This window comes from Pseudomonadota bacterium, assembly GCA_026388315.1.
Taxonomy (GTDB): domain Bacteria; phylum Desulfobacterota; class Syntrophorhabdia; order Syntrophorhabdales; family Syntrophorhabdaceae; genus MWEV01.
In genome coordinates, this window is the sequence record JAPLKA010000059.1 from 1 (window position 1) to 5,711 (window position 5,711).

Below are 5,711 nucleotides of genomic sequence, written 5' to 3' on the forward strand. Positions count from 1 at the left end.
TCGGCAAGGTAAAATCGGGCAAGGTAAACGGCACTTAATTGCGGATTGCGGATTGCGGATTGCGGATTGAAAACATCCTCAACAACTATTTTTTTTTTAGTGGAAACGGAGTCGAGGGCAACGGGAATACGGTCTTCCTCTACATTGAGAATCTTGCTGCACTCTGTAATCAGGAGATCGTACGGGTAATAGACATGGCCGTCATCGGAAAGCTGATTCAGCACATGAAGGATACCTGCCTCTATCCGGATTTGAGAATCTTTCGGGATACCAAGTTTTTCAGCAATCCTGTCTGCTGTGATGAAACCGATCCCGAATATGTCCATAGCAAGCCTGTAAGGGTTTTCGCTCACCGCCTTTACTGAATCCCTGCCATAATGCTTATATATCTTTATTGCGTAGGCGGGGCTTACGCCATGTCCCTGGAGGAATATCATCACATCGCGGATATCCTTCTGCTCTTCCCAGGCCTTCCGGATCATCTCGACCCTCTTTTCACCGATACCCGGGACCTCATTGAGCCTTTCTATATCGTTGTCAATAATGGAGAGTGTTTCGATGCCGAATTTTGACACAAGTCTTTTTGCCGTAACAGGGCCTATGCCCTTGATCATGCCTGAACCGAGATACTTTTCTATACCCTTCACCGTTGCAGGCATTATTGATTCGTATGATACTACTTTAAATTGTTCACCGTACTTAGGGTGGTTATCCCAGAAGCCCTGAAGCTTCAACACTTCTCCGGGGATTAACGATACGATGTTTCCAACAATGGTAACCAGGTCTACCCTTCCCTGTACCTTGACCTTGGCGATGGTGTAACCGTTTTCTTCATTGTAGTAAGTAATCCGCTCGATTTGCCCTTTAATTTCAAGCTGCGTTTTGTCCTTAAACATCTGCTTATCATATCAACAGTAAGGAAAAAGGTACATTGTTTTCATGAGAAATTATTCTATATTATGAGCCTCTTGCAAAAGGTTCTGGGGACCTGCTGCAGAAACGATGGTTTTTGTTGTCATGGGAATCATATTGATATTCAAACCGATAGAGGTATAATGTAGGGAAGAAGATGGGAAGGTAAGAAGGTGGGAATGAAAAACGATTCTTCCAGGAAAACTGCTATCGATATTTTCAACGCTGCGGTACAGGCCGTTGATCCTTATAAGTTAGTTAAAGGTTATGCCGAATCCATATTAGCGGCATATCACAAAGAACATTGCAATAAACTCTATCTTGTCAGCTTTGGTAAAGCCGCCTTTGCAATGACAAAAGCGCTTGCAGAGAGCAGTATCCGGGATATTATCACAAAAGGGATAGTCATCACCAAATACGGTCATGCACAAGGTGCATTGACCGGCAATATCGAGATTTTTGAAGCAGGTCATCCAGTTCCTGATGCAAAGGGATTGGCCGCAACAAAACATGTAATAGATATGCTTAAAAACGGGGATAGCCAAACCCTTGTGCTTTGTCTCATATCCGGTGGCGGTTCCGCCCTCCTCGTAGCCCCCTGTAACAACATAACCCTCGATGAAAAACAACGGGTCACAGAATTGTTACTTAAAGCCGGGGCAAATATAAACGAGCTTAACACTGTGAGAAAACACATTTCCGCCATAAAAGGCGGGAGGCTTGCAGAAATCGCATATCCCTCAAAGGTCATATCCCTCATATTATCAGACGTCATAGGAGATTCGCTGGATGCCATCGCATCAGGGCCGACATCACCTGACGAAACCACCTATCAGGATGCCATTCACGTTATTGAAAAGTACGGACTTAGAGATAACATTCCAGATCATATATTGCACATATCAATAAAAGGTTCTGAAGGAAATGTAATGGAAACCCCCAAAAGTGAGCATCCGGTATTCGAAAGGGTGGAAAATATCATTATTGGAAGCAATAAAATAGCAACCGGAGCGGCGGCTAAGAAGGCTATAGAATCAGGTTTTGAAACGACAATTCTGACATCTGAGCTTCAGGGGGAAGCCCGCGAAGTAGCAAAATGGCTGGCGCTAAAAGCAATAGAAATAAGGGGTCAGGGGTCGGGGGTCATAAAGGCAGGGTTCGAGGGTTCAAGGGGTCAAGGGGTCGGGGGGTCGGGGGACAAAAAGATTTGTTTGATTTCCGGGGGGGAGACAACGGTAACTGTGCAAGGAAATGGTATTGGAGGGAGAAACATGGAGCTCGCCCTTGTCTTTGCCCTCGAGATAGCAGACACAGACGGAATGACCCTTTTGTCTGCGGGAACCGATGGCACAGACGGGCCCACTGATGCGGCGGGTGCTATCGTCAATGGGCAAACAATAAAAAAGGCAAAAGCAAAAGGTCTTGACCCTTTGGTCTACCTGGAGCATAATGATTCTTATATATTCTTTAAAAACACTGGCGAGCTTTTTGTCACAGGCTCAACAGGAACGAATGTGATGGATATTCAAATCATCATATTAAAATAACCGGGTAAGGTCAAAATACATGAATAACCTTTTTTATTCAGCCGCAGACAAGATCGGACAAAAACCGGACAGTATTTTATATCGGGTGCCGACCTGGCACCCGATATACTCCATGCCCTTCGGGCAGAGTAAAAGTTTAACATATTCGCCCGTTAGGGCTGAAAATTTGTCAGGCGGCAATGTCGCCGACTGGCAAAATAATTATTCGTCTGCTCTTGTCCGCATTTGTCGAGCGATAGCGGGCGGCAAAATGATTAAAGAGATTTTGACAAAACACATAACCAAATAAGGAGGTATGAGATGGGAAATACAATTAAATGGGAAACGGATTGGAAAATAGCCCTTTCCAAGGCACAGGCCGAGAAAACACCTGTTCTGGTAGATTTTTTTAACCCTGACTGAATCGGCTGTCAACAGATGGATACAGTTTCGTATCCAGATTCCAAGGTAACGGACTTCATCTTAAACAACGTCATTCCTCTGCGGGTGCCATTCAATGCAAAACCATTGGCTACAGATTTCAATGTAAAATGGACACCCACTCTCATCGCCGTTGACTGGAACGGCATAGAACACCACCGCACAGTCGGCTTTCTGCCGCCGGAGGAATTAATCCCTTCCATTTTGCTCGGATTGGCAAAAACCTACTACGAACTCGATCAATTTCCTGCAGCGCTCCAAGCATTGGAAAAGGTTGTAACCGAATATCCAAAAAGCGGTTCAGCGCCCGAAGCGGTCTTTCTCCGTGGCGTCTGCGGGTACAAGGGTACCCATGACCCCAAACATCTCAAACAGGCATATGAAAAACTCATCGCAGAATACAAAGACAGTGAATGGGCAAAGCGGGCATTGCCGTATAGATTGATACCGTAAAGGCAGGGGTCGAGGGGCAAGGGGTCGAGGGTTCGAGGGGCAAGGCAATTAAAAGCGGATAGCGGATAGCCGCAGGCTTCAGCCTGCGTGGAAAGAGCAGAGTCCGAAATCCCCACCTGCACCGCGAGCGTCTTGGCGGACAGGCGCAATCCGTACGGTTTTATCCTGTCGAAGGCAGGACAATCACTACCAAATGCAGTATTGCAAGGGCCTGCCCCTTTTACTTTTTCTATATCGCTATTTCCAAAGCTATCCGGTCATAGCTTATTGACGGTTTTACCTCCCTTTCGTGGCCTTCTCTTTCAATAAAACCTATCTGTATGAGGTATTTTACATCTTCGGCAACATTTTTAATGTCCCGTTTTAACAGACGTGCAAGCTCATTGATAGATCGTGGCTGCTCTGTCTTAACCGTGTGCAGAAGCTCAAGCCTCTTCGGGGTTAAAGCCTTCCTGAATGCCTCAAAGCTGGTAAAGTATACCCCTACCTCTTTTTTAATCTTTTCTCCGCGCTCAATTTGCTTCATTACTTCTTTTGCATCATTGAGAGCGTCTTCAATGCTTTTTATGCCTATCTTTACCTTTTTTGCTCTCATCGGTTTTATACCTCTAACCGGTATCCGTGCGGTTTGTCTGCTGATGATAGGGGCATAATTTCAACCGTATTTCCGGCAATATCGTTGATTTTTTCATGCATTATTAATTGAGTTCTCATATTGGTCAATTATACCATATAGCATAAAAACAGCAAGTAATAAAAAAGGGGATTGAACAATAACCACCGGGGTCAGCGGGGCAAAAAAGTATTCCCTGAAACTGAACTGGCATGATACAGGCAGAAGCTATAACCGGAGACCCAAAGACCTATCCAAGGAAATTGCCGAAACTGTTTCGGCAATTTCTGAAATCTCCGTAAAGTCAATACAGACCTTGCATAGAGTCATTTCACTTTTAAAACTTTTTTTTGAGGAACCGGAACTCTCCGAAACAGTTTCGGAGATTCTTATAATCGTCAGAAAGTCAATGAAGACGCTGTGAATCCCATTCTTTGAGATCACCACACTTCCCAGAGATCGCTCGCGATGACAGACAAGGTGAGGTTGCTCACGATGATAGGCAAAGGATATGTCTCCCCGACTCCTTACCAGATGAAGTGACGGAAACATTTTCCGTCATCGCCTAAATCTCCGTAAAGTCAACAAGAACAACGCTTCACACGATTTAACTTTTTAAAAACTATTTTCTAAGGAATCGGAACTTCTATCGATTGGGGTCGGACCAAACCTTAAAAATATTGGATTATGGAGTAGAGATTATGGATTATCTTAATCCTTTTGATATAACACCATAATCTTTGCTGCGTGATGAGTTTACAGCATAAACAACCTTGACAGAAATCAACTTTCCTTTTGATGTAACATAGCAAATATGCTATAATCTGTTTATGAATTGGACAATTTCTTATTATAGCGAGTCCATACAGAAAGAAATCCTTGCATTGCCCGCTGGTTTTCTTGCCCGATATCTGCGATATTCTGACCGGATGGAACTTTACGGCCCAAATCTGGGCATGCCTCACACACGAGCAATGCGTGAAGGCCTGTTTGAATTGCGGATTCAGGCCGAAGAAGGAATTTTGCGTGTATTTTACTGCACGATAGTTGGTAAAAAGATAGTGATGCTGCATCAATTCATAAAGAAAACAGACAAAACCCCGTCGAGAGAACTTAATATAGCCCTACGGCGGATGAAGGAGGTCGAAGATGCTTACACACAAAGAACTTAAAAACCGTGCCCTCGAACGTACGGATGTAAAAGCCGAATATGAAAGCCTTGCCGATGAATTTACCTTTCTTGATGAATTCCTGAAAGCACGCGCTGCCGCAGGTGTCACGCAGGCGGAGGTTGCCAAACGTATTGGCACAACACAATCCACGATAGCACGTCTGGAATCAGGCAGGGGAAAACACTCGCCATCACTGGCCACGTTGCAAAAGTATGCTCGCGCCCTCGGTTGTCGTCTTGAGTTGAGATTGCGGAGGGATTAGGAGCATCATCACGGTAAGGTTCCCTGCTCTAAGGGTCGATTGGGGTCGGACCGAACCTTAAAAATACTGGATTAAGGAGTGGGGATTATGGATTATCTTCTAATCCTTACTCCTTAATCCATCAATCCTTAATTTTCACTGGAGTTTCCTGAGTTTTCTCATTCTATATGGCCGGAACACTGTTTTGCTCCCTGCTCCCTGCGCTTTTTTACCCATGCATCGATATGCTTCCATTCAATTTTCAAACTTGACCTGGTCTTCGAACATGAAAATTGGCCTAAGCGCGGCCTGGCCGCAGGCCCATTTCAGCCTATCGGCAGGGTACCCAAAAA

Annotated in this window: 6 protein-coding genes; 4 read left to right on the top strand and 2 right to left on the bottom strand. The window is 44.8% G+C overall.

Annotated features, from left to right (window positions below):
- Window positions 1–896, bottom strand: an 896-nt coding sequence (locus tag NTX75_09540; GenBank protein ID MCX5816468.1) for a helix-hairpin-helix domain-containing protein, incomplete at its 3' end; no start/stop codon positions are given.
- A gap of 195 nt (window positions 897–1,091) precedes the next feature.
- Here NTX75_09540 and NTX75_09545 point away from each other — a divergent pair.
- The gene (locus tag NTX75_09545) at window positions 1,092–2,459 is read left to right on the top strand and encodes a glycerate kinase (protein ID MCX5816469.1); all 1,368 of its coding nucleotides are present in this window, start codon (window positions 1,092–1,094) and stop codon (window positions 2,457–2,459) included.
- Window positions 2,460–2,876: 417 nt separating this feature from the next.
- The gene (locus NTX75_09550; protein ID MCX5816470.1) at window positions 2,877–3,332 is read left to right on the top strand and encodes a tetratricopeptide repeat protein; all 456 of its coding nucleotides are present in this window, start codon (window positions 2,877–2,879) and stop codon (window positions 3,330–3,332) included.
- A 229-nt stretch (window positions 3,333–3,561) separates the two neighbouring features.
- On the opposite strand, the gene NTX75_09555 is transcribed toward NTX75_09550, so the two are convergent.
- Complete coding sequence (locus tag NTX75_09555; GenBank protein MCX5816471.1) at window positions 3,562–3,927, bottom strand: MarR family transcriptional regulator; 366 nt, start codon at window positions 3,925–3,927, stop codon at window positions 3,562–3,564.
- Window positions 3,928–4,775: 848 nt separating this feature from the next.
- Here NTX75_09555 and NTX75_09560 point away from each other — a divergent pair.
- Window positions 4,776–5,117 carry a type II toxin-antitoxin system RelE/ParE family toxin gene (locus tag NTX75_09560; GenBank protein ID MCX5816472.1) on the top strand — a complete coding sequence of 114 codons (342 nt, stop codon included), beginning with the start codon at window positions 4,776–4,778 and terminating at the stop codon, window positions 5,115–5,117.
- A complete protein-coding gene (locus tag NTX75_09565; protein ID MCX5816473.1) occupies window positions 5,095–5,379 on the top strand; it encodes a helix-turn-helix transcriptional regulator in 285 nt (94 codons plus the stop codon). The genes NTX75_09560 and NTX75_09565 overlap by 23 nt, the downstream gene beginning before the upstream one ends.
- The last annotated feature ends 332 nt before the right edge of the window (window positions 5,380–5,711 follow it).

What these genes read in the sequence shown, in the direction of transcription:
- NTX75_09550 (MCX5816470.1), top strand. Translation starts at nt 2,877, where the DNA reads ATGGATACAGTTTCGTATCCAGATTCCAAGGTAACGGACTTCATCTTA.
- NTX75_09560 (MCX5816472.1), top strand. Translation starts at nt 4,776, where the DNA reads ATGAATTGGACAATTTCTTATTATAGCGAGTCCATACAGAAAGAAATC.
- NTX75_09545 (MCX5816469.1), top strand. Translation starts at nt 1,092, where the DNA reads ATGAAAAACGATTCTTCCAGGAAAACTGCTATCGATATTTTCAACGCT.
- NTX75_09565 (MCX5816473.1), top strand. Translation starts at nt 5,095, where the DNA reads ATGCTTACACACAAAGAACTTAAAAACCGTGCCCTCGAACGTACGGAT.
- NTX75_09555 (MCX5816471.1), bottom strand. Translation starts at nt 3,927, where the DNA reads ATGAGAGCAAAAAAGGTAAAGATAGGCATAAAAAGCATTGAAGACGCT.